Source organism: Saccharopolyspora mangrovi (assembly GCF_035320975.1).
Classification (GTDB): domain Bacteria; phylum Actinomycetota; class Actinomycetes; order Mycobacteriales; family Pseudonocardiaceae; genus Saccharopolyspora; species Saccharopolyspora mangrovi.
The window spans coordinates 61,055-87,190 of the sequence record NZ_JAWLNX010000004.1; the positions used below are offsets into that span (position 1 = coordinate 61,055).

A 26,136-nucleotide genomic window follows, 5' to 3' on the forward strand; every position below is an offset into this window, starting at 1 on the left:
GTGGTGGTACGAGCACGGGAGGAGGGTGCCGATATGCAGCACGACCGTCCCGGCAGCCGGCCTGAGGAGGGCGACGGCGAGCAGGGTGCGGGCTCTGCGGAGCTCCGCAGCCAGATCCGTCTTCTCGAAGACGAGGTCGCATTGCTTCGCCGCAGGCTCAACGAGTCTCCTCAACAGGTTCGCCTGCTGGAAAAGCGGCTGGCCGAGGCATCCGAGAGAGTGAGCCAGCTCACCGAACGGAACGCCAAACTCACCGAAACCCTGAAGGAAGCGCGGGGCCAGCTGATGGCGCTGCGCGAGGAGGTCGACCGGCTCGCCCAGCCGCCGAGCGGCTACGGCGTGTTCCTGCACGGCTATGAGGACAGCACGGTCGACGTATTCACCTCCGGTCGCAAGATGCGGGTGGCGGTGTCACCGAACGTCGAGACCGCGGACCTGAGACTGGGTCAGTCGGTGCGCCTCAACGAGGCCCTGACGGTGGTCGAGGCGGGTGCGTTCGAGCAGACCGGTGAGGTGTGCACCTTCCGGGAGATCCTGTCCTACGCCGAGGGCGAGAGCCCGCGTGCCCTGGTCATGGGGCACACGGACGAGGAACGCGTCGTGTGGCTGACCGGGCCGCTGGCCGACTCCGGGCTGAAGGCCGGCGATTCGCTGCTGGTCGACAGCAAGGCCGGCTACGCCTACGACGTGGTGCCCAAGGCCGAGGTCGAGGATCTCACGCTCGAAGAGGTCCCGGACGTCGGCTACCGCGACATCGGTGGCCTCGCCGGGCAGATCGAGCAGATCCGCGACGCCGTGGAGCTGCCGTTCCTGCACTCCGACCTCTACGTGCAGTACCAGTTGCGCCCGCCCAAGGGCGTCCTGCTCTACGGGCCACCCGGCTGCGGGAAGACGCTCATCGCCAAGGCGGTGGCGAACTCCCTGGCCAAGAAGGTGGCCGCGGCGCGGGGTGACGACGATGGTCAGGCCAAGTCCTACTTCCTGAACATCAAGGGCCCCGAGCTGCTCAACAAGTTCGTCGGTGAAACCGAACGGCACATCCGGATGATCTTCCAGCGCGCCCGGGAGAAGGCCTCCGAGGGCACACCGGTGATCGTGTTCTTCGACGAGATGGACTCGATCTTCCGGACCCGCGGCAGCGGTGTGTCCTCCGACGTGGAGACCACCATCGTCCCGCAGCTGCTGAGCGAGATCGACGGTGTGGAAGGCCTGGAGAACGTCATCGTCATCGGTGCCTCCAACCGGGAGGACATGATCGACCCGGCGATCCTGCGGCCCGGCCGGCTCGACGTGAAGATCAAGATCGAGCGTCCGGACGCCGAATCGGCCAAGGACATCTTCTCCAAGTACCTCACCACCGAACTGCCGATCCACGAGGAGGACCTCAAGGAGTTCGGCGGCGACAACGCCGCGTGCCTGGACGCGATGATCCAGGCCACGGTGGAGCGGATGTACGCCGAAACCGACGAGAACCGGTTCCTGGAGGTCACCTACGCCAACGGTGACAAGGAAGTCCTGTACTTCAAGGACTTCAACTCCGGCGCCATGATCCAGAACATCGTGGACAGGGCCAAGAAGGCGGCGATCAAGTCGGTGCTGGAGACCAACCAGCCCGGACTGCGGGTGCAGCACCTGCAGGACGCGATCATCGACGAGTTCGCCGAGAACGAGGACCTGCCCAACACCACCAACCCGGACGACTGGGCCCGCATCTCCGGCAAGAAGGGCGAGCGGATCGTCTACATCCGCACCCTGGTCAGCGGGAAGAACCAGGAATCCGGCCGAGCGATCGACACGGCGACCAACACGGGCCAGTACCTGTAAGTCGACCGATCCGGGGCCGTCATCCCTCACTCCGGGATGGCGGCCCCTAGCTCGTGCGGGCGATCCCGGGACGGGATACGTTTCCCAGCATGATCCCCGCGCAGAACCCCGTGCAGCGGCTGGGACTCGGGCTGGCCGCGCTCGGCAGGCCCGCGTACATCAACGTCGGCCGCGCCGAGGCCCTGCCGCAGCAGCGCACCGCCCAGGCCATGAAGGAGCGCACCCGCGCCGTCCTGGACGCCGCCTACGCCCACGGCATCCGCTGGGTCGACACCGCCCGCTCCTACGGCAGCGCCGAGCAGTTCCTGGCCGACTGGCTGGGGGAGCGGGGCCACGAGGACGTCACCGTCTCCAGCAAGTGGGGCTACGCCTACGTCGCGCAGTGGCGCATCGAGACCGAGGTGCACGAGGTCAAGGAGCACTCGCTGGAGCGGCTGCGCGGCCAGTGGGCCGAGACCCGCACGCTGCTCGGCGACCGCATCGACCTCTACCAGGTGCACTCGCTGACCAGCACCAGCCCGCTGTTCGACGACCTGGAGCTGCAGCACGAGCTCGCGCGCATCCGCGACGCCGGAGTGCGGCTCGGCTTCTCCACCAGCGGCGCCGCGCAGGCTGAGAGCATCGAGCGGGCCTGGGAGCTGGAAATCGGCGGCAGGCAGCTGTTCAGCGCCGTGCAATCCACCTGGAACACCAGCGAGCCCTCGGTCGGCCGCGTCCTCAACGAGGTCCACACCGGCGGTTGGCGGGTGCTGCTGAAGGAGACGATGGCCAACGGCAGGCTCGCGCTGGACCCACCGGAGGAGTTCGCCGCCATCGCCCGGCGCCACGGGGTCGGTCCGGACGCCATCGCCGTCGCCCACGCGCTGTCCCAGCCGTGGGCCGACGTGGTGCTGCTCGGCCCGGCCAGCGTCGAACAGCTGGAGACCAACCTCGCCGCGCTGCGCGTCGAGCTCAGCGACCAGGACCTGGCGACCCTGAGCTCGCTCGCCCGCGACGCGGCCACCTACTGGGGGGAACGCGCCGAACTCCCGTGGCACTGAGGCCGCTCAGGTCGTCGCGGAGCCGTCGTCCAGCCACCGCTGCGCGAAGGCGCGGCCGTCGGGGACGCAGGGCCACTGCGGGTCGCTGAGGCGCTCGCGGAGCTCGGTGAGGGGCATCCACCAGCCCTCGGCGACTTCCTCCGGCTGGTGCACCACCGGTCCGTCCCAGCGGGCCTGGAACACGAAGCCGTGGTAGCGCACGGTGCCGTGCTCGAAGACCTCGCGGAACAGGAACTCCGGTTCGGCGCGGACGCCGAGCTCCTCGGCGAGCTCCCGGCGGGCCGCGTCGAACGGGTCTTCGCCCGCGGCGACCACGCCGCCGGCGGTGCAGTCGTGCAGGCCGGGGTAGACGTCCTTGGTGTCGGTGCGGCGGTGCACGTAGATGCGCTCGCCGTCGCCGGAGAGCAGCAGGACGGCGGTCGCGGCGTGCCACAGGCCCCTCTCGCGCATCTCGCGCCTCGGTGCTCGACCCACGACACGCCCGGCCGCGTCGTACAGCGCGACCTGCTCCTCACCCGCGTTCACGTGCTCGATCGTGTCATCCGCGGGTGGTGGGCGTCGTGCCTGGCGTGCTCGTCCATTTTCTTGAGAATTCGCACCCACCCCGTACTCTGCGAGGTATGCGGCGGATCATGGGAACCGAGGTGGAGTACGGCATCGTCGTACCGGGCGACTCCAGTGCCAACCCGGTGCTGACCTCCACCCACATCGTGCTGGCGTACGCGGCGGCGGCCGAGATCCCGCGGGCCAGACGGGCCAGGTGGGACTACGAGGTCGAATCGCCCCTGCGCGATGCGCGCGGGTTCGACCTGAGCTCGGCGGCTCAGCAGTCCAGCGGCTCGGACGGCGACGACCTCGGCGCGGCCAACGTCATCCTCACCAACGGCGCGCGCCTGTACGTCGACCACGCCCACCCCGAGTACTCCGCGCCGGAGGTGACCAACCCGCGCGACGCCGTCATCTGGGACAAGGCCGGTGAGCGGGTGATGGAGGAGGCCGCCATGCGCGCGGCCAGCGTGCCCGGCACCGCGCCCATACAGCTGTACAAGAACAACGTCGACGGCAAGGGCGCCAGCTACGGCACCCACGAGAACTACCTGATGGCCCGCAACACCCCGTTCACCTCGGTGATCGGCGGGCTGACGCCGTTCTTCGCCTCCCGGCAGGTGATGTGCGGGTCCGGCCGGGTCGGCATCGGCCAGGCCGGGGAGAAGGCCGGCTTCCAGCTGTCCCAGCGCTCGGACTACATCGAGGTCGAGGTCGGCCTGGAGACCACCCTCAAGCGGGGCATCATCAACACCCGCGACGAACCGCACGCCGACGCCGACAAGTACCGGCGGCTGCACGTCATCATCGGTGACGCCAACCTCGCCGAGACCTCGACCTACCTCAAGCTCGGCACCACGGCGCTGGTGCTGGACATGATCGAGAACGGGCTGCGGTTCGACGACCTCAAGCTGGCCGACCCGGTGCAGGCGGTGCACCTGATCAGCCACGATCCCGGCCTCAAGCAGTCCGTGGAGCTCGCTGACGGCCGCCGCTTCACCGGTCTGGACCTGCAGCGCGCCTACCACGAGCGGGCCGCCGAGTTCCTCGACGCCCACGGCGCCGAGCGCGCCTCCCGGGACGTGCTCAACACCTGGGGAGAGGTGCTCGACATGCTCGGCACCGACCCGATGTCCTGCGCCGACCGGCTGGACTGGCCCGCCAAGCTGCGGCTGATGGAGAGCTACCGCAGCCGCGACAGCCTCGGCTGGGCCTCGCCCCGGCTGCACATGGTCGACCTGCAGTACTCCGACGTGCGGCTGGACAAGGGCCTGTACAACCGGCTGGTCACCCGCGGCTCGATGAAGCGCCTGGTCAGCGAGGAAGAGGTGCAGGAGGCCGTCGCGGCGCCGCCGGAGGACACCCGCGCCTACTTCCGCGGCCGCTGCCTGGAGCGCTACCCGTCGGAGGTCGCCGCCGCGTCCTGGGACTCGGTCATCTTCGACCTGGGCAGGGAATCGCTGGTGCGCATCCCGACGTTGGAACCGCTGCGCGGCACCAAGGCCCACGTCGGTGCGCTGCTGGAGGCCAGCAACAGCGCCGAAGAGCTGGTCGATTCGCTGACGAAGGGGTGACGCGCCGCCGGCGACGAGCACGTTTCGCGCACGTCAGGTAGCGGGAAAGATCGTCAAAGACGCCCGGCTGGGCGTGGGCGAACGAGTGGTCGGATAGGTAGTGTTCAAGGCAGGACTCCCCCGATTCCGGGGGCGTCCGGGACTTCAACCCACCGGGAGGCGAGATGTCTCAGGAGAAGGCTCAGCGGCAGGGCAGCGGCGACGGCGAGGAAGAGAACGGACCGGAGGCCGCCGGTCAGGAACGTCGCGAAAAGCTCGGCGAAGACGTCGACGCCATCCTGGACGAGATCGACGACGTCCTGGAGGAGAACGCCGAGGACTTCGTGCGCGCCTACGTGCAGAAGGGCGGCCAGTAGGCCCCCTGCCGCCGGTGCGCCCAGGCGGTGATCCTGCGAGAACCGGTCACCGGACCGGAGAAACACCGGCCCGGTGACTCTCGCTGCGCACTCGATCATGACTAAAGTGCACCCTGTCGCAGGAGTCCTGTGAGAACGGAGACGATGTCGCTGATGGACCAGAGCTCGGCCCAGTTCCCCGGGCAGGCGCTTCCCGCCGCCTACTTGACCCCCGGATCCTCGTCGTTCACCGACTTCCTCCAAGCCACCGCTCCGGAACTGCTGCCGGGCGGGCGCAAGGCGCCCGAGGGCACGATCCAGGCGCCGCACGGCACCACGATCGTCGCGGTGACCTTCCGCGGCGGCGTGCTGCTGGCTGGTGACCGCCGGGCGACGATGGGCAACGTCATCGCGCAGCGGGACATGGAGAAGCTCTTCGTCACCGACGCGTACTCGGCGGTGGGCATCGCCGGAACGGCCGGTGTCGCGCAGGAACTCGTCAAGCTCTACGCGGTCGAGCTGGAGCACTACGAGAAGCTCGAGGGCATCTCGCTGTCGCTGGACGGCAAGTCCAACAAGCTCGCCACGATGCTGCGCGGCAACCTCTCCGCCGCGATGCAGGGCCTGGCGGTCGTGCCGCTGTTCGCCGGCTACGACACCGACGCCGAGGACCCCGACCGCGCGGGCCGGATCGTGTCCTACGACGTGGTCGGAGGTCGCTACAACGAGGCGGGCGGCTACCACGCGGTCGGTTCGGGTTCCCAGTTCGCCAAGTCGGCGCTGAAGAAGCGCTTCGACCCCGACGCCGACCTGGACACCGCGGCTCGCTCGGCGGTCGAGGCGCTCTACGACGCGGCCGACGACGACAGCGCCACCGGTGGTCCGGACGTGTCCCGGCGGATCTACCCGTCGGTCATCTCCATCACCGGAGCCGAGGGCGCGGTGCGGCTGACCGAGGAGCGGACCTCCGAGATCGCCACCGCCGTGGTCAACGGTCGCCTGGAGAACCCGGGCGGCTGACCAGCGCCGTCCCACGATCCCGCCTGCCACAGCGAGCAGATTCAGGAGTGCAGAAGCCGTGACGATGCCGTTCTACACCTCCCCCGAGCAGTTGATGCGGGAGCGTTCCGAGCTCGCCCGCAAGGGCATCGCCCGGGGCCGCAGCGTGGTGGTGCTCAAGTACGCCGGTGGGGTGCTGTTCGTCGCCGAGAACCCGTCTCCGACCTTGCACAAGGTCTCCGAGATCTACGACCGCATCGGTTTCGCCGCGGTGGGCCGCTACAGCGAGTTCGAGGCGCTGCGGGTCGCCGGTGTGCGCATCGCCGACGTGCGCGGGTACTCCTACGACCGCCGCGACGTGACCGGGCGGTCGCTGGCCAACACCTACGCCCAGCACCTGGGCGCGATCTTCACCGAGCAGATCAAGCCGTTCGAGGTGGAGATCTGCGTGGCGGAGGTCGGTGCGACCGCCGAGGCCGACCAGCTGTACCGGCTCACCTACGACGGATCCATCGTGGACGAACCGCAGTACGTGGTGATGGGCGGCCAGGCCGACACGATCACCAGCTCGTTGAAGGATTCCTTCAGCGACGGAATGGAATTGGGCGACGCCATCCGGGTCGCCGTCAAGGGACTTTCGTCCAGTGGGGACTCCGGACGGGAACTGGGCACCAAGGCCCTGGAGGTCGCGGTCCTCGACCGCGCCCGTCCGAACCGGACGTTCCGCCGCATCAAGGGGGCCGCGCTCACGGCCCTGCTGCCGGAGTCGACTGAGGACTCCGGCAAGTCCGAGGGCGGCGAGGAAACCTCCTCCGGCAAGTGACCTCGCGCTGACCGATCGCTCCCGCACCCGCCCCGGGTGCGGGAGCGACGTCGTCCCGGGTGGAAGATCCCGTCCACATCCCGGGAAGTCGTACGGATGTACGGCGATTTCGGCTGCTCCGTGCGGGTGCGTGCGCGAGCGGGGGTGTGACGGGCTGCGACTGAAAAACGGGGAACCAGATTCGACAGTTGCCCGAACGGCGGACCGCCGCGAGGGCGGTTTTGCGCCTAGTGTGGAGACATGCAGCGGCGGATCTTCGGCATCGAAACCGAGTTCGGGGTCACCTGCACGTTCCACGGGCAGCGCAGACTGTCCCCGGACGAGGTGGCCAGGTACCTGTTCCGACGGGTCGTGTCGTGGGGAAGGTCGTCGAACGTCTTCCTGCGCAACGGGGCCCGCCTCTACCTCGACGTGGGCTCCCACCCCGAGTACGCCACGGCCGAGTGCGACGACCTCACGCAGCTGGTCACGCACGACAAGGCCGGTGAGCGGATCCTGGAGGACCTGCTCATAGATGCCGAGCGCCGGCTCGCCGACGAGGGCATCGGCGGTGACATCTTCCTGTTCAAGAACAACACCGACTCGGCGGGCAACTCCTACGGCTGCCACGAGAACTACCTGGTCGGACGGTCCGGCGAGTTCTCCCGCATCGCCGACGTGCTGCTGCCGTTCCTGGTCACGCGCCAGCTCATCTGCGGTGCGGGCAAGGTCCTGCAGACCCCGCGCGGCGCGGTGTACTGCCTGTCGCAGCGCGCCGAGCACATCTGGGAGGGCGTCTCCAGCGCCACCACGCGCTCCCGCCCCATCATCAACACCCGCGACGAGCCGCACGCCGACGCCGAGCGCTACCGGCGGCTGCACGTGATCGTCGGCGACTCCAACATGTCCGAGGTGACCACCCTGCTCAAGGTGGGGGCGGCCAACCTGGTGCTGGAGATGGTCGAGCAGGGCGTGCAGTTCCGGGACTTCAGCCTGGACAACCCCATCCGCGCCATCCGCGAGATCAGCCACGACCTCACCGGGCGCCGCACCGTGCGGCTGGCGGGCGGCCGGGAGGCGTCGGCGCTGGACATCCAGCGCGAGTACCACAGCCGGGCCGTGGACCACGTCGCGCGGCGCGGTTCGGACCCGATGTCCGAGCGGATCCTGGAGCTGTGGGGCCGCGCGCTCGACGCCGTCGAGCAGGAGGACTACTCGCTGATCGACCGGGAGATCGATTGGGCCATCAAGCTGCGGCTGCTCGAGCGCTACCGGAGCAAGCACGGGCTGGAGCTGTCCAGCCCGCGCATCGCCCAGCTCGACCTCGCCTACCACGACATCCGTCGCGGGCGCGGGCTGTTCGACATGCTGCAGCGCAAGGACCTGGTCGACCGGGCCACCGAGGACGGGGAGATCGAGGCCGCCAAGGACACGCCCCCGCAGAGCACCCGGGCGAAGCTGCGCGGCGACTTCATCGCCGCCGCGCAGGCCGCCGGGCGCGACTTCACGGTGGACTGGGTGCACCTCAAGCTCAACGACCAGGCCCAGCGGACCGTGCTGTGCAAGGACCCGTTCCGGGCCGTCGACGAGCGGGTCGAGCGGTTGATCAACTCGCTGTAGCCGGGCTCCGCGCGTCCCGCTCCTCGGGGAGCGGGACGCGCGCGCTCAGCTCTGCGGCGCCTGGCCGGTCGGGCGGATCGTCAGCTCGTTGACGTCGACCGTCTTGGGCTGGCTCAAGGCGTAGAGGATGCCCCGGGCGATGTCGTCGGCGTGGAGTTTGGGGACGTCGTTGCGGTCGGCGGTCATGTCGGTCTCGACCATGCCGGGCTGCACCAGGGTGACCCGGACGCCGGTGCCCACGCACTCGGCGCGGATGTTCTGGGCCATCCCGGTCACCGCCCACTTGGTGGCGGAGTAGAGGTTGCCCGGGCGGATGCCGCGGCCTGCGTTGGACCCGGTCAGCACGAGGTGCCCGCCGCTGCGGACCAGGGCGGGCAGGGCGGCCCTGGCGGTGATGGCCGCGCCGTAGACGTTGGTGAGGACCATGTCCCGCCACTGGTCGGGTTCGGCGCCCTCGTTGCCCAGGAACGAGGTGGGCACGCTCGTGCCCGCGTTGGCCAGGACCGTGTCGAGCGAGCCGTAGCGCTGTTCGGTGCTGGTCACGGCCTCGGTCAGGCTCGTGTAGTCGGTGACGTCGCAGGGCAGCGCGATGGCCTTGTCCGAGCCGAGCTCGTCGACCAGGCCGGACAGGGCGTCGGTGTCGCGGGCCAGCACGGCCAGTCGGTATCCCTCGGCGGCGGCGAGGCGGGCGGTTGCGGCGCCGATGCCGCGCGAGGCACCGGTGATCATCAACACGGGCATGCCCCTCAGCGTAGGCACCCGAACGCACCGTGAACGACTTCCGCACCAACGATGACTTCAGCGCCGACCGAAACCAATGGGCGAGAACCACCTGCGCGAAAACTGCGGCGCCCGCCCAGGAGGAGCGCTAGCGTGGTCGTATTCGAATGGGTGTTCTGGCGACGACACGCCGGTACCCGAACTCATGATCGAATGCCTTGGGGCTAGAGTTTCGGAGTGGCCACTGTGCGTGCTGAACGCTTGGTGAACTTGGTGCTCTGCCTGCTGTCGACCCGCCAGTACCTCACCGCAGAGCGGATCCGGCATATCGTCGCGGGCTACGCCGACGCGCCCTCGGACGAGGCGTTCTTCCGGACCTTCGAGCGCGACAAGGCCGAACTGCGAGACCTGGGGATCCCACTCGAGACCGGCCGCAACTCGGCCTTCGACAGCGCGGACGGGTACCGCATCGCCCGGCGCGACTACGAGCTCGGCGACATCGACCTGGAGCCCGACGAGGCCGCCGCCGTGGCGCTCGCGGTGCGGCTGTGGGACTCGCCGGAGTTCACCTCCGCCGCCCAGGGCGCGCTGCTCAAGCTGCGCGCCGCCGGAGTCGACGTGGACGAGCGCGCCTCGGCGGCCGTGGAGCCCAAGGTGCGCACCAGCGAACCCGCCTTCGGAGTCCTGCACTCGGCGGTGCAGGACGGGCGCGTCGTGGAGTTCGACTACCGGCGACCCAGCAGCGCCGAGGTCCGGCACCGCACCGTCGAACCCTGGGGGGTGGTGTCGTGGCGCGGGCGCTGGTACGTCGTCGGCCACGACCGCGACCGGCAGGCTCCGCGCTGCTTCCGGCTCTCCCGCATCCAGGGGCAGGTCGAGGTGGTCGGCAAGAGCGGCGTAGTGCAGCGCCCGCCGGAGGTGGACCTGCTGAGGATGGTCGCGGGCGAGCAGCGCGACCCGCCGCCACCCACCCCGTCGCGGGTGTGGGTCGCCGACGGGCGCGCGCACGGCGTGCGCCGCTTCGGCAAGAGCGTCGAGCGCATGGAGCTCGACGGCGATCCCGGCGAGGTGCTGGAGCTGGACGTGAAGTACCCGGAGTCGGCGGCGAGCTGGCTGGCCGGCTACGGACCCGACGTCGCCGTGCTGCAGCCCGACACGCTGCGCAAGGCCGTCAACGAGATCCACCTGGACGCGGCGGGGGAGGAGCAGCGATGACCAGCGCGACGCAACGCCTGCCGCGGCTGCTGGCCCTGGTGCCCTACCTGCTCAGCCGGCCCGGCATCCCCATCGCCGACGCCGCCGCCGACTTCGGCGTCACGCCGCAGCAGCTGCGCAAGGACCTGGAGCTGCTGTGGATGTGCGGGCTGCCCGGCTACGGGCCCGGCGACCTGATCGACCTGTCCTTCGACAGCGACTCGATCACCGTCACCTACGACGCCGGGATGCGCCGCCCGCTGCGGCTGACCGCCTCCGAGGCGACCTCGCTGCTGGTGGCGCTGCGGGCGCTGGCGGAGACGCCGGGCGTGCCCGACTCCGACGCGGTGCAGCGCACGCTGGCCAAGGTGGAGAACGCGGTCGGCAAGGCCCGCCCGTCGGGCGTGGTGATCGGCCTCGGCGCTGAGGAAGCGGTCGATCCCGACGTCCGCCGGTCGGTCCAATCCGCTGCGACCGGCGGCAAAGCGTTGCGGATCCGTTACTACACCGCCTCGCGCGACGAGATCAGCGAGCGCACGGTCGACCCGATGCGGTTGTTGCTGGTCGACGGCCGCAGCTACCTGGAGGCGTGGTGCCGCAGCGCGCGCGGCGTGCGGATGTTCCGGCTGGACCGCATCGACGACGCGCGGCAGCTCGACGAACCCGCGCAGCCGCCCTCGGAAGCCGAACCCACCGACGTTTCCGCAGGTCTGTTCCAGCCCGCCCCCGACCAGCGGGTGGCCGAGCTGGAGCTGGAGCCCGACGTGCGCTGGGTCGCCGAGTACTACCAGGTCGACGAGGTCACCGAGCTTCCCGGCGGACGCGCGCGGGTGCGGATGCGCTACGCCGACCACGCGTGGATGGCCAGGCTGCTGCTCGGCCTCGGCGGGCAGGCGACGGTGCTCAGCCCGGCGGAGCTGGGGAGTGACGTGCGTCAAAGAGCCAACGCCGCGTTGAGGCGGACCCGTCACCTTCCGTCAACCTGAGCCCGATACGGTGAACCACGTGCCGTTCGTCTGGACTCTCGTGCTGCTGGCTGCAGGCCTCGTCCTGCTGGTGTTCCTGCTGATCAGGGCCCTGTTGGAGGTACGCCGCTTTCAGCGCGTGCAGCGGAGCGCGGCCCACGATCTCGCCGATCGCCGCGGAATGGTCAAGGCGCGGGTGGCAGGCCTGAAGGTGGCGATCTCGCAGCGCCGCCGCGGTTGACGAGAAGGCGAAACGGCCCTATTTGCCGACCCCTGCCCCGCGTACCATTGGCGCCTAGCAGGGACATCACGAAAGGTTGTGTACGGATGGGTTTGCCAGGTGGCTGGGAGCTGATCCTCATCGTCTTGGTTCTGGTGCTGCTGTTCGGCGCCACCAAGCTCCCGCAGATGGCCCGTTCTCTGGGACAGTCCGCTCGGGTGTTCAAGGCTGAGGCGCGCGGCATGAAGGCCGACGAGGAAGCTGCGAAGAAGGCTCAGTCCGAGAAGGAGCAGAAGCCCGAGCTGACGGCGGGTGAGCCGAGTGCTCCGCCGGCGACCTCGCCCGTCGAGGACAAGCAGCAGAACGAACAGAAGAACTGACTGAGGACGGGGCTAACGAAGTGGGTGCCAGTCCACTGCGTCGCCTGAACCCGTTCCGGGATGATCGCCGTCGGTGGGGACGCAGGCACAACCCCGACGGCACCATGACGATCATCGACCACCTCTTCGAGCTGCGCTACCGGCTCGGGGTGGCCGTGACGTTCGTGATCATCGGGGCCATCCTCGGGTTCATCTGGTTTTCCAGCGCGCCGTTCGGGTGGCCGACGCTCGGTGACGTGCTGCTCGGGCCCTACTGCGCGCTGCCGGTGGAGCAGCGCCTGAGCCCGAACGGCACCTGCCAGCTGCTGCAGACCGAGCCGTTCGAGATCTTCATGCTGCGCATGAAGGTCGGCCTGTCCGTCGGTGCGATCCTCTTCAGCCCGGTGTGGCTGTACCAGCTGTGGGCGTTCATCACGCCCGGGCTCTACGCCAAGGAGCGCAAGTTCGCCCGCACCTTCGTGTTCTTCGCGACGATCCTGTTCGTCGCGGGCGCGGTGCTGGCCTACTACATCGTCCCCGAGGCGCTGAGCTTCATGGCGGGCTTCGGTGGCGAGGCGTTCTTCACCGCGCTCACCGGTGGCAAGTACATCAACTTCATGTTGCTGCTGCTGGTGATCTTCGGTGTGAGCTTCGAGCTGCCGCTGATCCTGGTGATGCTCAACCGCGCGGGCGTCGTCACCTACGAGAAGCTCCGCCAGTGGTGGCGGGGGCTGGTGTTCGCGCTGTTCGTGTTCGCCGCGATCGCCACGCCCGGTCAGGACCCGTTCTCGATGCTGGCGCTGTCGGCGGCCCTGTCGCTGCTGTTCCTGCTGGCGGCGCTGATCTGCCGCTCGCACGACCGGCGCAAGGCCAAGAAGCTGGCCGCGGAGGGGCTGACCGGTGTCGGGCTCGACGAGGCCTCGGAGATCGACCCGCTGGCATCGAAGCTGGACACGACCCCGTCGGCGCCGCCGAAGCACGACGGCATCACCTGACGATCGGCTCTGGCCAAGCGGGCTGCACGTGGGCTTAGATGCATCCTCATGCGTTGCGTCCTGGTGATCAATCCCGCGGCCGGTGGTGGTCTTTCCGCGAAGGTGGTCGGTGAGCTCACCGACCACCTTCGCGCTGTGTGCGAGGTGCGGACGGTGATCGCCACCGACCCGGCCGGCACCGAGTCCGCCGTGCGGCGCGCGGTGGAGGACCACGCCGACGTGCTGGCCGTGGTCGGCGGCGACGGCATCGCGCACCTGGCCGTGCAGGCCTGCGCGGAGTCGGCGACCGCGCTGGCGATCATCCCGGCCGGTACCGGCAACGACCTGGCCCGGAGCCTGGGGATCCCGCGCGAGCCGGTGGCCGCCGCGCTAGCCGCGGCCAAGGCCATCTCCACCGGCGCCAGGCGCCACGTCGACCTGGGCAAGGTCGCGGGCACCGGCTGGTTCGCGACGGTGCTGTGCGCGGGTTTCGACGCGAAGGTCAACGCCCGGGCCAACCGGATGCGCTGGCCGCGTGGGCAGCGCCGCTACGACATCGCGCTGGTCAGGGAGTTGATCGGGCTGCGGAGCCGGTCGGTGCGGCTGGAGACCGAGCACGGTGTGCTCGACACCGAGGCCACGCTGATCGCGGTCGGCAACACCCGCTGGTACGGCGGTGGGGTCCCGATCTGCCCGGACGCGCTCGACGACGACGGCCTGTTCGACGTGACCGTGGTCGGCCGGGTGCCGCGCCGGGAGCTGCTGCGGATCCTGCCGAGGCTGCGCACCGGGCGGCACGTGGACCACCCCGCGGTGACCACGCTGCGCGCCAAGTCGGTGCGGCTCGGGGGTGACAACGGGTGGCTGGCTTACGCCGACGGCGAACCCCAGGCCAGGTTGCCCCTGACGATCCGCTGCACGCCAGGCGCACTGAGCGTGGCCTGCACACCAACACACGGGTGAGAGCGGTTCGGCTGAGACACCGGTCGGTGGGATGTGAAAACCTTGGGGTGTGGCTGCCAGCCGTTCCAACCCGACCAAGCTCTCGCCGGCCGATGCGTACGCGGCGCACTCCCGCCGCAGCGCCCATCCGAAACTGGCCGAGTTCATCGCGGAGCTGTCCTTCGAACTAGACCCCTTCCAGCTGACCGGATGCCAGGCGCTGGAAGCCGGCAGAGGTGTGCTGGTGTGCGCGCCCACCGGTGCGGGCAAGACCGTGGTGGGCGAGTTCGCCGTGCACCTGGCGCTGTCGGAGGGGCGCCGCTGCTTCTACACGACGCCGATCAAGGCGCTGTCCAACCAGAAGTTCGCCGACCTGTGCCAGCGGTACGGCGATGACGCGGTCGGGCTGCTGACCGGCGACACCTCGATCAACGGCGACGCCCAGGTGGTCGTGATGACCACCGAGGTGCTGCGCAACATGCTCTACGCCGGTTCGCGCGGGCTCGACCACCTCGGGTACGTGGTGATGGACGAGGTCCACTACCTGGCGGACCGGTTCCGGGGCGCGGTGTGGGAGGAAGTGATCCTGCACCTGCCGGACTACGTGCAGGTCGCGAGCCTGTCGGCGACGGTCAGCAACGCCGAGGAGTTCGGCGAGTGGCTGCAGGAGGTGCGCGGCGACACCACGATCGTGGTCGACGAGCACCGGCCGGTGCCGTTGTGGCAGCACATGCAGGTCGGGCCCCGGATGTTCGACCTGTTCGGCGGTGAGACCGACGACCACGAGCTGAGCATCAACCCGCAGCTGCTGCGGCACACCCAGCAGCTGGCCCGCACCCACCTGCCCTACGGGGGCCGGCGCGGTGGGCCGCCGCAGAAGCGCAAGGGGCCGCGTCCGCCGCGGTTCGCCCCGCCGTCCCGGCTGGAGATGCTGACCAGCCTCGACGCGGCCGGGCTGCTGCCGGCGATCGTGTTCATCTTCAGCCGCAACGGCTGCGACCAGGCGGTGGCGCAGTGCGTGCGGGCCGGGCTGCGGCTGACCACCGAGTCCGAGGTCGAGGAGATCCGCGAGGTCATCGACGAGCGCACCGCCAACCTGCCTGATTCCGACCTCGGGGTGCTCGGGTTCTGGGAGTGGCGGGAGGCGCTGGAGCGGGGTCTGGCCGCGCACCACGCCGGGCTGCTGCCCGCGTTCAAGGAGACCGTCGAGGAGCTGTTCGTGCGCGGCCTGGTCAAGGCCGTGTTCGCCACCGAGACGCTGGCGCTGGGCATCAACATGCCTGCGCGCACGGTGGTGCTGGAGCGGCTGGTGAAGTTCAACGGCGAGTCGCACGTGGACCTCAGCCCCGGCGAGTACACGCAGCTCACCGGCCGCGCCGGGCGGCGCGGCATCGACATCGAGGGCCACGCGGTCGTGGTGTGGCAGCCGGGTGTGGACCCCAAGCAGGTCGCCGGTCTGGCCTCGACCCGCACCTACCCGCTGCGCTCGTCGTTCCGGCCCGGCTACAACATGGCGGTCAACCTGGTGCAGCGCGTCGGCCAGGACGCCGCGCGGGACCTGCTGGAGCAGTCCTTCGCGCAGTTCCAGGCCGACCGGTCGGTGGTGGGGCTCTCGCGCCGGGTGGAGCGCAACGCCGAGGCGCTGGCGGGCTACACCGAGGCGATGGAGTGCCACCTGGGCGACTTCGCCGAGTACTTCGACCTGCGGCGCCGCATCTCCGAGCGGGAGAAGGCGCTGGCCAGGCAGAACCGGCAGTCGCGTCGGGCGGAGGCGGCCAAGTCGCTGGAGAAGCTGCGCAAGGGCGACGTGATCGCGGTGCCCGCGGGGCGGCGGTCCGGGCTGGCGGTGGTGATCGACCCGGGCCTGGAGCCGATGGGCGAACCGCGTCCGCTGGTGGTGACCGAGGACCGCTGGTCGGGGCGCCTGTCGGTCGCCGACTTCACCTCGCCGGTGGAGGCGCTGGGCAAGATCAAGCTGCCCAAGCACGTCGACACCCGCTCGCCGAAGTCGCGCCGGGACCTGGCGTCCTCGCTGCGCAACACCGGGTTGAGCTCGTCGGGCGGGCGCGGGCGCAAGCGCTCGGACGCCAGCGACGACGCCGAGCTGGCGAGCCTGCGGCGGGCGTTGAAGGCGCACCCCTGCCACGGCTGCGACGAGCGGGAGGCGCACGCGCGCTGGGCGGAGCGCTACGAGCGGCTGCGCGGCGAGAACGAGAACCTGCGGCGCAAGGTCAGCAGCACCACGCACTCGCTGGCCCGCTCGTTCGACCGGATCGTGGCGCTGCTGACCGAGCGCGACTACCTGCCCGCGCCGGGCGGCAAGCCCGGTGACGAGGCGCCGGACGAGGCCGAGACGCAGGCCGGGCAGGTCACCGAGCACGGGCGGCGGTTGTCCCGGCTCTACAGCGAGTCCGACCTGTTGGCCGCCGAGTGCCTGCGGGTGGGGACCTGGAAGGGCCTCGGTGCGGCTGAGCTCGCGGCGGTGGTGTCCTCGCTGGTCTACGAGTCGCGCCGGGAAGGTCCGGCGCCGCAGGTGCCAGCCGGGCCGATCACCGAGGCGCTGACCTCCACCTGGCAGTTGTGGGCGGAGCTGGAGGACGACGAGCGGCGGCACAAGCTCAACCGCACCCGCGAGCCCGATGCCGGGTTCGCCTGGCCGGTGTTCCGGTGGGCGCGCGGCGAGTCGCTGGAGAAGGTGCTGACCGCGGCCGAGTCCGCGGGCAACGAGCTCTCGGCCGGTGATTTCGTGCGCTGGTGCCGTCAGGTGATCGACCTGCTGGACCAGATCCGGGACGTGATGGGCACCAAGGACCAGGTCGGGTCGGCGGCGGCGAAGGCCGTCACCGCGATCCGCCGCGGTGTGGTGGCCGCCGGTGGGGTGTGACCCGGTTGTGGTTGGATCACTGAAAGTCGGCCGCGCCAGCTGAATTCATCCGGAGGTGTAGATGTCGTCCCCCTACGGCCCGCCAGGGGGTTACCCCCAGTGGGGGCAGCAGCCCCAGGGGCCGGGGTATCCGCAGCCGGGTGGTCACCAGCAGCCGCTCGCCCCGCAGCAGATCCCGCCGCAGCCGATCCGGCAGCCGGTGCAGCAGCAGCCGATCCAGCAGCCCCAGTACGGCCAGCAGCCCTCCGGCTACGGCCAGCCGCAGCCGTACTACCCGTCGCCGGGCGGTTTCGGGTTCCCGGCGGCTCCGCAGCGGCGGACCCGTTCGAAGCTGCCGTGGATCCTCGCCGGCTCGGGCGTGCTGGTGGTGCTCGCCGTGGTGCTGGTGCTCGGTTTCGCGGCCCCAGGGTTCTTCGTGCGCCCGGTGTTCGACGCCGCCAGCGTCGAGAAGGGCGTCGCGCAAACGCTCAAGGGCTCCTACAACATCGCCGGTGTCGGCCCGGTGACCTGCCCGGACGGGCAGCCGGTCGAGGTCCGGCACCGCTTCGACTGCCAGGTGCAGATCAACGGCGCGAGCAAGGTCGTCACCGTCACGGTCAAGAACGACGAGGGCGTCTACGAGGTCGGCCACCCGAAGTGACCTCGTGGACCGGGCGCTCCGACGCCGGGCAACCGCCCGCTGCGGAGGGGTGGGCCCGGCTCTCGCCTCGGCAGGACTCGTGGTCCTAGCCCGTGAGGGCGGTGATGAGGCGGTCGATGCTGGCGCCGAGGCCCCACCGGGACTGCAGGTCGCGCAGCCGGTCGAGGTCGGGTTCGGCGGGCAGGGCGTCGGATTCGCGGTCCATGACCACCGGGGCGTCCCGGACGACGTTGACCACCGACGGGGCCGCCGCCAGGTACTCGGCGGACTCGGCGAGCTTGGTGCGGATCCGCGAGGTCAGGCGGGCATCGCCGTCGGCGGCGGCGCGCAGCAGCGCCTCCAGCGAGCCGAACTGGGTGATCAGCTTGGCCGCGGTCTTCTCGCCGATGCCGGCCACGCCGGGCAGCCCGTCGGACGGGTCGCCGCGCAGCACCGCCATCTCCGCGTAGTCGGCGCCCGCCCGCTGCGGGCTCAGCGCGTACTTCTCCGCCAGCTCCTCCGGGCCGCAGTCCTGCGCCTTGGCCAGGCCCGCGCCGATGTAGATCACCCGCACCTGCGGCTCGGCGCGCACCAGCTGGAACAGGTCGCGGTCGCCGGTGACGACCTCCACCGGGTCGGTGCGCTCGCGGTCGGCCAGCGCGCCGATGACGTCGTCGGCCTCGAACCCCTCGGCCTCGGCGGTGGTGATCCTGGCGGCGTTGAGCACCTCGAGGATCACCGGGATCTGCGGTGACAGCGTGTCGGGCACGTCCTCGGCGTCCGGGTCCGCTGGGTCCGCGGCCTCGACGGCGACGCGGTGCGTCTTGTAGGACGGCAGGGCGTCCACCCGGAACTGCGGGCGCCAGTCGTTGTCCAAGCACGCCACCAGTCGCGACGGCCGACGATCGGTGATCAGCTTCGCGAGCATGTCGCAGAAGCCGCGCACCGAGTTCACCGGCGTGCCATCAGGAGCGGTCAGCGAGTCGGGCAGCGCGTAGAACGAGCGAAACCACAACCCGGCCGAATCGACGAGCATCAGAGGTCCGGTCACGGGTCCAGCTTGACACGTCCTGATCGGACCACGCGCCCGACCTGCCGATCCGATCAACCGTCCAGGGCGGCTCGGGCGCGGTCGCGGGCCTGCGCGGCGCCGGGGGCGGTCACGGCCTGCTGGGCGGCCCGCTGCCAGTCGGCCAGCGAGTGCTCGGCCAGCGCCGCACCGACGGCGGGCAGCGCCGCCGAGGTCATCGACAGGCTGCTCACGCCCAGACCGACGAGGACTCCGGCCAGCAGCGGGTCGGCGGCGGCCTCACCGCACACGCCCACCGGCTTGCCCAGCGTGCCGGACGCTTCGCCCAGCAGCGCGATCAGCCGGAGCAGCGCGGGTTGCCACGGGTCGTTGAGGGCGGCCAGCGCACCGGTCATCCGGTCGGCGGCGCAGGTGTACTGCGCCAGGTCGTTGGTGCCGATGCTGGCGAAGTCCACTTCGGCCAGCAGCTGCTCGGCGCACAGCGCGGCGGCGGGGGTTTCGACCATGACCCCGACGCGGTCAGCTCCGGCGGCGCGGGCGCGCTCGGCGAACCACGCGGCCTCGGCCGGGGTCGCGACCATCGGGGCCATCACCGACACCTCGGCTCCGGTGTCCCCGGCCGCCGCGACGATGGCGGCCAGCTGCCGGTCCAGCAGCTCCGGCCGGTCGAAGGCGACCCGGAGGCCGCGCACGCCCAGCGCGGGGTTGGGTTCGGCGGAGATGTCCAGGAACGGCAGCGGTTTGTCCGCTCCGGCGTCGAGAGTGCGCACCACGACGGGCTTTCCGGCGAAGGGGCGCAGCACCGCGGCGTAGGACTCGCGCTGCTGGGCTTCGGAGGGTTCGGTCGTGGCGTCCAGAAAGCAGAACTCGGTGCGGAACAACCCCGAGCCCTGGGCTCCCGCTTCGAGGGCCTTCGCGGCGTCGGTGGCGGAGCCGACGTTGGCGAGCAGCTTCACCGCGTGCCCGTCCGCGGTCGTCCCGGTGCCGTGCCAGCGGTTCTCGGCGTGAGCTGCCGCAGCGGGCTCGATGCTCTCCGCGAGGAGTTCGACCGTGCCCGTCGAGCCGTCGACCCGGGCTCCGGCCGCCCCGGCGGCCAGCGCGCCGCGCGCGGCGACCACGGCGGGGATGCCCAGGGCCCTGGCCAGGATCGCGGTGTGGCTGGTCGGGCCGCCCTCCTCGGTGACCAGCGCGAGCACCATCTCGGGGTCGAGGTCGGCGGTGTCGGCCGGTGCCAGGTCGCGGGAGATCAGCACGCTCGGCGTGGTCGTGGTGGGAACGCCGACGGCTGCGAGGCCGGAGAGCTCGGCGATGATCCGGTCGCGCACGTCCTCGACGTCGCGGACGCGTTCGGCCAGGTAGCCGCCCGCTGCGGCCAGCGCGTCGGCGAACTGGGCGGCGGACTCGAACACCGCGCGGGCAGCGGGCAGCCGCCGGTCGACGACGGCCTTCTCGGCCGCCGAGAGCAGAGCCGGATCGGTGGCCATCGCTGCGGTGACCTCGAGGACGGCCCGGGCCTCGCCGCTCGCGTTCGCGGCGCGGTCGCGCAGGTGCCGGGCGACCTCCTGCGCGGCCGGGTGGATCCGCGCGGACTCGGCCACCGGGTCGGCGGGCTCGGGCTCGCGAGCGGGCTCGGGCAACCGGTCATGAACCAACATGACCGGGCCGGCCGCTCGGCCAGGACTGACACCGACTCCTCGTAGCGTTGACATGCACCGCTCCCTACCGCGCCGAACTTCTTCCTCGTGTTGCCGAGGCCTTGACAATATGACAACAAGGGGCACAATCAGGCAACACCAAACAGCAACCGGAGGAAAACGGGCATGTACGGGGCGGAGCGCCAGCAGCTGCTGGCGCAGCGGGCACGGCAGGACGGGCGCATCGACGTCACCGCCGCCGCGGCCGAGTTCGAGGTGGCACCCGAGACGATCCGCCGCGACCTCGCCGCGCTGGAACGGCAAGGGCTGCTGCGACGCGTCTACGGGGGAGCCATCGCCGTGGAGCGGCACGACTTCGAGCCCGGCGTCCCGCTGCGCGACCAGACCAACGCCGAGGAGAAGGAACGCATCGCCAAGGCCGCGTTGGACCAGGTCCCGGCCCGGGGCACCGTGCTGCTCGACGGCGGGACCACCACCGCCAAGCTCGCCGCGCTGCTGCCCACCGACCGGGAACTGACCGTGGTCACCAACTCGCTGCCCGCGGCGAACCAGCTGGCCGCCCGCAACAACGCCAACGTGCACCTGCTCGGTGGCCGGGTGCGCGGCACGACGCTGGCCACCGTCGACTCCTGGGCGCTGGACGTGCTGCGGCTGCTGACCGTGGACGTCGGGTTCTTCGGCACCAACGGCTTCTCCGCCGCGCGCGGCTGCACCACGCCCGATCCCGCCGAGTCGGCGGTGAAGTCGGCGATGATCGCCGCGTGCCGCAAGCGCGTGCTGCTGGCCGACCACAGCAAGTACGGCGACGACCAGTTCAGCCGGTTCGCCGAGCTGTCCGAGATCGACCAGGTGATCACCGACGACGGCCTCGACCAGGCCGCGGTCGACGAGCTCGAGCGGATCGAGGCGGAGGTGGTGCTGGCGTGATCGTGACCGTGACGCCCAACCCCAGCCTGGACCGCACCGTCCAGGTCGACCAGGTCAGCCCCGGCGAGGTGCACCGGGCCAAGCGGGTCCAGCTCGATCCGGGCGGCAAGGGCGTGAACGTCGCCCGTGCGTTGGCAGCAGCGGGCGTGCCCACCTTGGCCGTGCTGCCCTCCGGAGGCGCCGAAGGCGCGCGGCTGGCCGAACTGCTGGCCCCCGAAGCGGTCCCGGTGGTCGAGGTCCCGGTGCACGCCCCGACCCGCAGCAACATCGCGGTCGTGGAGTCCGACGGCACCACCAGCAAGTTCAACGAACCCGGGCCGCGGCTCAGCGAGGCCGAGGTGGCCGCGCTGGAGACCGCGGTGATCGAGCTCGCCGGGCGCGCCAAATGGCTGGTGACCTGCGGCAGCCTGCCCGACGGGTGCCCGCCGGACCTGCACGCCCGGCTCGTCGGCGCGGCCCGCGCCGCGGGCACCCGGGTCGCGGTGGACGCCTCCGGCCAGCCGCTGGCGCTGGCGTGCCGGGCGGCACCCGACCTGATCAAACCGAACCTCGCCGAACTCGCCGAACTGGCGGGCGGCCCGCTGCGCGACCTCGGGGACGTGCTCGACGTCGCCCACGGGCTGCGGGCAGGAGGTGTGGGCACCGTGCTGGTCAGCCTCGGCAGGCTGGGCGCGGTGCTGGTGAGCGCGACCGGTGAGCGCTTCGCGACGAGCACCGCCACCGAGGTGCGCAGCACCGTCGGAGCCGGTGACGCGATGCTCGCCGGATTCCTGCGCGAAAGCGCGGCCGAGGAGGCGGCGTTGCGCAGCGCCGTCGCGTACGGAACGGCCGCGGTCGGGCTCGCGGGAAGCCGCATGCCCGGCCTGAGCGACGTCCACCCGCAGCGAGTTCGGGTGGACGCAGTGGACAGAACAGTGAGCCTCAGCGGAGTGGCTGCATGACTACCGAACTGATCACCCGGGACCTCGTCGAGCTGGACCTGCCCGGAACCGACCGCACCACTGCGGTCCGCGCGCTGGCGACACGGCTCGTGGACGCCGGGCGCGTCACCGACCTGGAGACCTTCCTGGCCGACGTCGACGCCCGCGAAGCCCAGATGCCCACCGGCCTGGAGGGCGGGATCGGCATCCCGCACTGCCGCTCCACCGCGGTGACCGCGCCGTCGCTGGCCTTCGGCCGCAGCAGCGCGGGCGTCGACTTCGGAGCCGAGGACGGCCCCGCCAAGCTGATCTTCCTGATCGCCGCGCCGGAAGGCGGCGGCGAGGAGCACATGACCGTGCTGGCCGCCCTCGCACGCCGACTGGTGCGCGCGGAGTTCAAGAAGACCCTGGCCGAGACCACCGACCCGGCGGCGCTGGCCGCCTACATCAGCGAGGAGGTCGCGTCGTGAAGTACGTGGCCATTACCGCCTGCCCGACCGGCATCGCGCACACCTACATGGCCGCCGAAGCCCTGGAGCAGGCGGCCCAGGACGCCGGCGAGGAGCTGAAGGTCGAAACCCAGGGCTCGGCCGGCTCGACCCCGCTGTCCGATGAGGACATCCGCAGCGCCGACGCGGTGATCTTCGCCGTCGACGTCGGCGTGCGGGACCGGGAGCGCTTCGCGGGCAAGCCGATCGTCGAAGCGCCCGTCAAGCAGGCCATCAACGACGCCGCCGGGCTCCTCCAGCGCGCGGCCGAGGCCGCCCGGCAGCCCGTCGCGGACGCCGGTGACGCAGCGGCGGAGACCGCGGAACCCGCGCTGGCCAGCAAGGTCACCGCAGGTGCCGGGTTCGGCAATCGGCTGCGGCAGTGGCTGATGACCGGCGTGAGCTACATGATCCCGTTCGTCGCGGCGGGCGGTCTGCTGATCGCGCTGAGCTTCGCGCTCGGCGGGTACCAGATCACCGACGCGCCACCGGTCACCGAGCAGTTCGACGCGGCCAGCCTGGTCTCCTGGGCGGCGCTGGCCAACCAGATCGGATCGGCGGCCTTCGAGTTCCTGGTGCCGGTGCTGGCCGGGTTCATCGCGTTCGCCATCGCCGACCGGCCCGCGATCGCACCCGGGTTCGTCGGCGGGGCCATCGCCGTGACCGTCGGTGCGGGCTTCCTCGGCGGACTCGTCGCGGGCCTGCTGGCCGGTGCGGTCATCGCCGGGCTCAAGACGGTCAAGGTCCCGCGCGGCATCGCCGGGATCATGCCGGTGGTGGTGCTGCCGCTGCTGGGCACGCTCGTGGTCGGGGCGTTGATGTTCGTGGTCGTCGGCAAGCCGATCGCGCTGGCCATGACCGCGCTCACCGACTGGCTGACCGGGCTCTCCGGTGCCAACGCGGCCCTGCTCGGCGCGCTGCTGGGCGCGATGATCGCCTTCGACATGGGCGGGCCGATCAACAAGGTCGCCTACACCTTCGCCGTCGGCGGCCTGAGCATCGGCAGCACGACCTCGCTGGAGATCATGGCCGCGGTGATGGCCGCGGGCATGGTGCCGCCGCTGGCGCTGGCCCTGGCCTCCGCCGTGCGCGGCAGGCTGTTCACCCCGGCCGAGCGGGCCAACGGCCGCACCGCGTGGCTGCTCGGCGCCTCGTTCATCACCGAGGGCGCCATCCCGTTCGCCGCCGCCGATCCGCTGCGGATCATCCCGTCCACGGTGATCGGCGCGGCCACCACGGGTGCGCTGTCGATGAGCTTCGGCGCCACGCTGCGCGCCCCGCACGGCGGCATCTTCGTGACCCCGCTGGTGGGCAACCCGCTGCCGTACCTGGCGGCGATCGTGATCGGCGTCGTCGTGTCCGCCGCCGCGGTGCTGGTGGCCAAGCAGATCGGCCGGCCCGCGGGCGAACCCGCCGCCGAGCAGACCGCCGAGCGCACCGCCGCCGTCGCCGCCTGATCCCGCGAGAACCACCGCACCACAACGACTCCCGAGAGGAACCCGCATGCAACGCCGCGTCCGCATCGCCGCCTCCGTCGGCCTGCACGCCCGCCCCGCCGCCCTGTTCGCCCAGGCCGCGGCCGCCAAGCCCGAGCCCGTCACGATCGCGAAGGTCGTCGACGGAGTGGCGGGTGAACCGGTCGACGCGGCCAGCGTCCTCGGCGTGATGGGCCTCGGCGCGCACCACGACGAGGAGGTCGAGCTGACCTGCACCGACCAGGCCGCGCTCGACGAACTGGCGGCACTGCTGGAGCAGGACCTGGACAAGACCCCGGCCTGACCGGAACCGGGCGCGCACCAACGACTTCCGCCACCGCGCCAACGACGTCGGGGTGGCGGAAGCTGCCTGCCGGCAGCACTCGAAGGCAACGGAAACTGGAGCGAAGGAGCACCAGTGCGATCACGAACCGACCTTCCCGACCTGCCACGACGCCGATTCCTCATCAGCACCGGAGCCCTGCTCGGCCTGGGCGCGCTCGGTGGCCTGACCACGCCCGGCCGGGCCATCGCGGGCGAAACACCGCACTGGCGTCCGGCCGTGCGCTTCGCCCCCGAGCGCAACTGGATCAACGACCCCAACGGCCTGGTCTTCTTCGACGGCGAGTACCACCTGTTCTGCCAGCACAACCCGTCCGGTGACCAGTGGGGCAACATGTCCTGGCTGCACGCGGTGAGCACCGACCTCGTGCGCTGGCAGGAACTCCCGGTCGCGCTGGAACCCGACGAGCTCGGCGCGATCTTCTCCGGCAGCGCCGTCGTCGACCACCACGACACCAGCGGGTTCTTCGGCGGGAAGCCCGGGCTGGTGGCGCTCTACACCAGCGCGGGCGACAGCCAGCAGCAGAGCCTCGCCCACAGCAGCGACCGCGGCCGCACCTGGACCAAGTACGACGGCAACCCGGTGATCCCGAACCCCGGGATCGCGGACTTCCGCGACCCCAAGGTCTTCTGGCACGAGCCGACCGGCCGCTGGGTGCTGCTCCTCGCCGCGGGCGACCGCATCCAGATCTACGGTTCGCCGAACCTGCGGGACTGGGAGCAGCTCAGCGAGTTCGGCGCCGAACGCGGCGCGCACGGCGGCGTGTGGGAATGCCCCGACCTGTTCGAACTGCCCGTTGACGGTGATCCCGCCCGCACGCGGTGGGTGATGATCGTGAGCATCAACCCGGGCGGTCCTGCGGGCGGTTCCGCGACCCAGTACTTCATCGGTGACTTCGACGGCACGACCTTCACCGCCGAGGGGCCCGCCGACGAGGTCCGGTGGGCCGACCGGGGTGCCGACTTCTACGCCCCGCAGTCGTTCTCCGACGTGCCCGACGGCCGACGGCTGTGGCTGGGGTGGACCAGCAACTGGGACTACGCCGCGGCGATCCCCACCTCGCCGTGGCGGGGCATGATGAGCACACCGCGCGAGCTGGGCCTCACCGACGCCGCGGGTGGGGTGCAACTCGTGCAACGGCCGGTGGCGGAGCTGTCTGATGTCCGGGCCAACCGGCGGGCCTGGGGCGGGGTGCTCACCGACGGCTCCGACGTGGAGTTCCGGGGTAGCGCCGTCGACGTGGTCGCCACCTTCCGGCTCGGCACCGCCCCGGTGGTCGGGGTGGACGTGTTCGCCGGGCCCGGTGGGCGGACCCGCGTCGGCTACGACGTCGCGGCGGGGGAACTGTTCGTCGATCGCACCGACTCCGGTGAGGCCCAGGTCAGCCAGCAGTTCCCGGCCCGCCACGGCACCCCGCTGGCCGTCGACGGCGGTGTGCTCGCCCTGCGCGTGGTCGCCGACCGCAGCTGCGTCGAGGTGTTCGCCCAGGACGGGCGCGCGGTCCTGACCGACCTGGTGTTCCCGGACTCCGGCAGCGACCGGATCGCACCGTTCGCCGCAGGTGGGCGCGCGGAGGCCGAGCTGGAGGTCTTCGATCTCACCCCGTGAGCGGACCCGGAGGAGCCGGCGGGCAGCGCTCGGCGGCTCCTCCGGCGCGCCGCGCCCGGACCGCGCGATCGGC

At 71.1% G+C, this 26,136-nt stretch carries 25 protein-coding genes; 21 read left to right on the top strand and 4 right to left on the bottom strand.

Annotated features, from left to right (window positions below; all coding sequences use genetic code 11):
- Positions 1 to 33: 33 nt before the first annotated feature.
- Together arc and R4I43_RS07005 are read left to right on the top strand one after the other, a co-directional pair.
- Positions 34 to 1,824, top strand: a complete 1,791-nt coding sequence (arc, locus tag R4I43_RS07000) for a proteasome ATPase (protein ID WP_324264710.1) — start codon at positions 34 to 36, stop codon at positions 1,822 to 1,824.
- An 89-nt stretch (positions 1,825 to 1,913) separates the two neighbouring features.
- On the top strand, positions 1,914 to 2,864 hold the full coding sequence (locus tag R4I43_RS07005) for an aldo/keto reductase (protein WP_324264711.1): 951 nt from the start codon (positions 1,914 to 1,916) through the stop codon (positions 2,862 to 2,864).
- Between the two features lie 6 nt (positions 2,865 to 2,870).
- On the opposite strand, the gene R4I43_RS07010 is transcribed toward R4I43_RS07005, so the two are convergent.
- A complete protein-coding gene (locus R4I43_RS07010) occupies positions 2,871 to 3,389 on the bottom strand; it encodes an NUDIX hydrolase (protein ID WP_324264712.1) in 519 nt (172 codons plus the stop codon).
- A gap of 95 nt (positions 3,390 to 3,484) precedes the next feature.
- Between R4I43_RS07010 and dop the strand changes: the two genes are divergently transcribed.
- The 5 genes from dop to pafA all read left to right on the top strand — a co-directional run bounded on the left by dop (position 3,485) and on the right by pafA (position 8,740).
- Entirely contained in the window at positions 3,485 to 4,984 is a 1,500-nt protein-coding gene (dop, locus tag R4I43_RS07015) for a depupylase/deamidase Dop (RefSeq protein WP_324264713.1), read from the top strand.
- 164 nt (positions 4,985 to 5,148) lie between these two features.
- Positions 5,149 to 5,340: a ubiquitin-like protein Pup gene (locus R4I43_RS07020; protein WP_324264714.1), complete on the top strand. Its 192-nt coding sequence runs from the start codon at positions 5,149 to 5,151 to the stop codon at positions 5,338 to 5,340.
- Positions 5,341 to 5,493: 153 nt separating this feature from the next.
- The gene (prcB, locus tag R4I43_RS07025; RefSeq protein WP_324265025.1) at positions 5,494 to 6,339 is read left to right on the top strand and encodes a proteasome subunit beta; all 846 of its coding nucleotides are present in this window, start codon (positions 5,494 to 5,496) and stop codon (positions 6,337 to 6,339) included.
- A 58-nt stretch (positions 6,340 to 6,397) separates the two neighbouring features.
- Positions 6,398 to 7,141, top strand: coding sequence for a proteasome subunit alpha (gene prcA / locus R4I43_RS07030; RefSeq protein ID WP_324264715.1), 744 nt, complete (start codon positions 6,398 to 6,400; stop codon positions 7,139 to 7,141).
- A 240-nt stretch (positions 7,142 to 7,381) separates the two neighbouring features.
- Positions 7,382 to 8,740: a Pup--protein ligase gene (gene pafA, locus R4I43_RS07035; RefSeq protein WP_324264716.1), complete on the top strand. Its 1,359-nt coding sequence runs from the start codon at positions 7,382 to 7,384 to the stop codon at positions 8,738 to 8,740.
- 45 nt (positions 8,741 to 8,785) lie between these two features.
- On the opposite strand, the gene R4I43_RS07040 is transcribed toward pafA, so the two are convergent.
- On the bottom strand, positions 8,786 to 9,481 hold the full coding sequence (locus tag R4I43_RS07040; protein ID WP_324264717.1) for an SDR family oxidoreductase: 696 nt from the start codon (positions 9,479 to 9,481) through the stop codon (positions 8,786 to 8,788).
- A 216-nt stretch (positions 9,482 to 9,697) separates the two neighbouring features.
- Here R4I43_RS07040 and R4I43_RS07045 point away from each other — a divergent pair, with 216 nt between their 5' ends.
- The 8 genes from R4I43_RS07045 (at position 9,698) to R4I43_RS07080 (ending at position 17,638) form a co-directional block, all read left to right on the top strand.
- Complete coding sequence (locus tag R4I43_RS07045) at positions 9,698 to 10,675, top strand: helix-turn-helix transcriptional regulator (protein ID WP_324264718.1); 978 nt, start codon at positions 9,698 to 9,700, stop codon at positions 10,673 to 10,675.
- The gene (locus tag R4I43_RS07050; RefSeq protein ID WP_324264719.1) at positions 10,672 to 11,640 is read left to right on the top strand and encodes a helix-turn-helix transcriptional regulator; all 969 of its coding nucleotides are present in this window, start codon (positions 10,672 to 10,674) and stop codon (positions 11,638 to 11,640) included. Before R4I43_RS07045 ends, R4I43_RS07050 begins: the two co-directional genes overlap by 4 nt.
- Positions 11,641 to 11,659: 19 nt before the next feature.
- Complete coding sequence (locus R4I43_RS07055) at positions 11,660 to 11,860, top strand: bacteriophage holin (RefSeq protein ID WP_324264720.1); 201 nt, start codon at positions 11,660 to 11,662, stop codon at positions 11,858 to 11,860.
- An 86-nt stretch (positions 11,861 to 11,946) separates the two neighbouring features.
- Complete coding sequence (gene tatA, locus R4I43_RS07060; RefSeq protein WP_324264721.1) at positions 11,947 to 12,219, top strand: Sec-independent protein translocase subunit TatA; 273 nt, start codon at positions 11,947 to 11,949, stop codon at positions 12,217 to 12,219.
- A 104-nt stretch (positions 12,220 to 12,323) separates the two neighbouring features.
- Complete coding sequence (gene tatC, locus R4I43_RS07065; protein ID WP_324264722.1) at positions 12,324 to 13,193, top strand: twin-arginine translocase subunit TatC; 870 nt, start codon at positions 12,324 to 12,326, stop codon at positions 13,191 to 13,193.
- Positions 13,194 to 13,241: 48 nt separating this feature from the next.
- Entirely contained in the window at positions 13,242 to 14,135 is an 894-nt protein-coding gene (locus R4I43_RS07070) for a diacylglycerol/lipid kinase family protein (RefSeq protein WP_324264723.1), read from the top strand.
- 49 nt (positions 14,136 to 14,184) lie between these two features.
- On the top strand, positions 14,185 to 16,998 hold the full coding sequence (locus R4I43_RS07075) for a DEAD/DEAH box helicase (RefSeq protein ID WP_324264724.1): 2,814 nt from the start codon (positions 14,185 to 14,187) through the stop codon (positions 16,996 to 16,998).
- Between the two features lie 61 nt (positions 16,999 to 17,059).
- A complete protein-coding gene (locus tag R4I43_RS07080; protein ID WP_324264725.1) occupies positions 17,060 to 17,638 on the top strand; it encodes a DUF4333 domain-containing protein in 579 nt (192 codons plus the stop codon).
- Positions 17,639 to 17,723: 85 nt separating this feature from the next.
- Here the strand turns inward: R4I43_RS07080 and R4I43_RS07085 are convergent, their stop codons facing one another.
- Together R4I43_RS07085 and R4I43_RS07090 are read right to left on the bottom strand one after the other, a co-directional pair.
- Positions 17,724 to 18,653, bottom strand: coding sequence for a 5'-3' exonuclease (locus R4I43_RS07085; protein WP_324265026.1), 930 nt, complete (start codon positions 18,651 to 18,653; stop codon positions 17,724 to 17,726).
- Between the two features lie 68 nt (positions 18,654 to 18,721).
- Complete coding sequence (locus R4I43_RS07090; protein WP_324264726.1) at positions 18,722 to 20,356, bottom strand: phosphoenolpyruvate--protein phosphotransferase; 1,635 nt, start codon at positions 20,354 to 20,356, stop codon at positions 18,722 to 18,724.
- A gap of 111 nt (positions 20,357 to 20,467) precedes the next feature.
- Here R4I43_RS07090 and R4I43_RS07095 point away from each other — a divergent pair, with 111 nt between their 5' ends.
- The 6 genes from R4I43_RS07095 to R4I43_RS07120 all read left to right on the top strand — a co-directional run bounded on the left by R4I43_RS07095 (position 20,468) and on the right by R4I43_RS07120 (position 26,063).
- On the top strand, positions 20,468 to 21,229 hold the full coding sequence (locus R4I43_RS07095; RefSeq protein ID WP_324264727.1) for a DeoR/GlpR family DNA-binding transcription regulator: 762 nt from the start codon (positions 20,468 to 20,470) through the stop codon (positions 21,227 to 21,229).
- Complete coding sequence (gene pfkB, locus R4I43_RS07100; protein ID WP_324264728.1) at positions 21,226 to 22,170, top strand: 1-phosphofructokinase; 945 nt, start codon at positions 21,226 to 21,228, stop codon at positions 22,168 to 22,170. Before R4I43_RS07095 ends, pfkB begins: the two co-directional genes overlap by 4 nt.
- Positions 22,167 to 22,619 (top strand): PTS sugar transporter subunit IIA, encoded by a 453-nt coding sequence (locus tag R4I43_RS07105; protein ID WP_324264729.1) that lies wholly within the window; start codon positions 22,167 to 22,169, stop codon positions 22,617 to 22,619. Before pfkB ends, R4I43_RS07105 begins: the two co-directional genes overlap by 4 nt.
- Positions 22,616 to 24,094, top strand: a complete 1,479-nt coding sequence (locus R4I43_RS07110; RefSeq protein ID WP_324264730.1) for a PTS fructose transporter subunit IIC — start codon at positions 22,616 to 22,618, stop codon at positions 24,092 to 24,094. The genes R4I43_RS07105 and R4I43_RS07110 overlap by 4 nt, the downstream gene beginning before the upstream one ends.
- A 46-nt stretch (positions 24,095 to 24,140) precedes the next feature.
- Entirely contained in the window at positions 24,141 to 24,416 is a 276-nt protein-coding gene (locus tag R4I43_RS07115) for an HPr family phosphocarrier protein (RefSeq protein ID WP_324264731.1), read from the top strand.
- Positions 24,417 to 24,530: 114 nt separating this feature from the next.
- Positions 24,531 to 26,063 (top strand): glycoside hydrolase family 32 protein, encoded by a 1,533-nt coding sequence (locus R4I43_RS07120; protein WP_324264732.1) that lies wholly within the window; start codon positions 24,531 to 24,533, stop codon positions 26,061 to 26,063.
- Positions 26,064 to 26,136 lie beyond the last annotated feature (73 nt).